General features: G+C 64.9%; 1 protein-coding gene. It reads left to right on the forward strand.

Annotated elements, in window-relative coordinates:
* The coding region (locus tag ACOQFR_RS00035) for a hypothetical protein (RefSeq protein WP_421377378.1) at nt 1-393 on the forward strand (393 nt) is incomplete at both ends.

A 393-nucleotide genomic window follows, 5' to 3' on the forward strand; every position in this document is an offset into this window, starting at 1 on the left:
CGCCACGGTCACCGTGACGGTCGAAGCGGCCGTGCTCGACGCGATCAACGACACGGCGGGTCCCGTCAACGGCGCGACCGGCGGCACGAACGTCGTCAACGTCCTGGCCAATGACCAGCTCAATGGCGCGCCGGTGAATCCGGCTGCCATCACCCTGGTTCCGGTGACGAATGGTCCGCTGACCGTGAACGCTGATGGCTCGGTGGACGTCGCGCCGAATACCCCGGCGGGCACCTACACCGTCGACTACGAGATCTGCGAAGTTCTCAATCCGACCAACTGCGACACGGCGACTGTCACGATCACGGTGGAAGAGGGCGTCATCGACGCCGTCAACGACGCTGCCGGCCCGGTCAATGGCTTCGTCGCCAACACCAATGTCGTCAACGTCCT

Source organism: Arenimonas sp. MALMAid1274, assembly GCF_049195245.1.
In the GTDB taxonomy this organism is placed as follows: domain Bacteria; phylum Pseudomonadota; class Gammaproteobacteria; order Xanthomonadales; family Xanthomonadaceae; genus Arenimonas.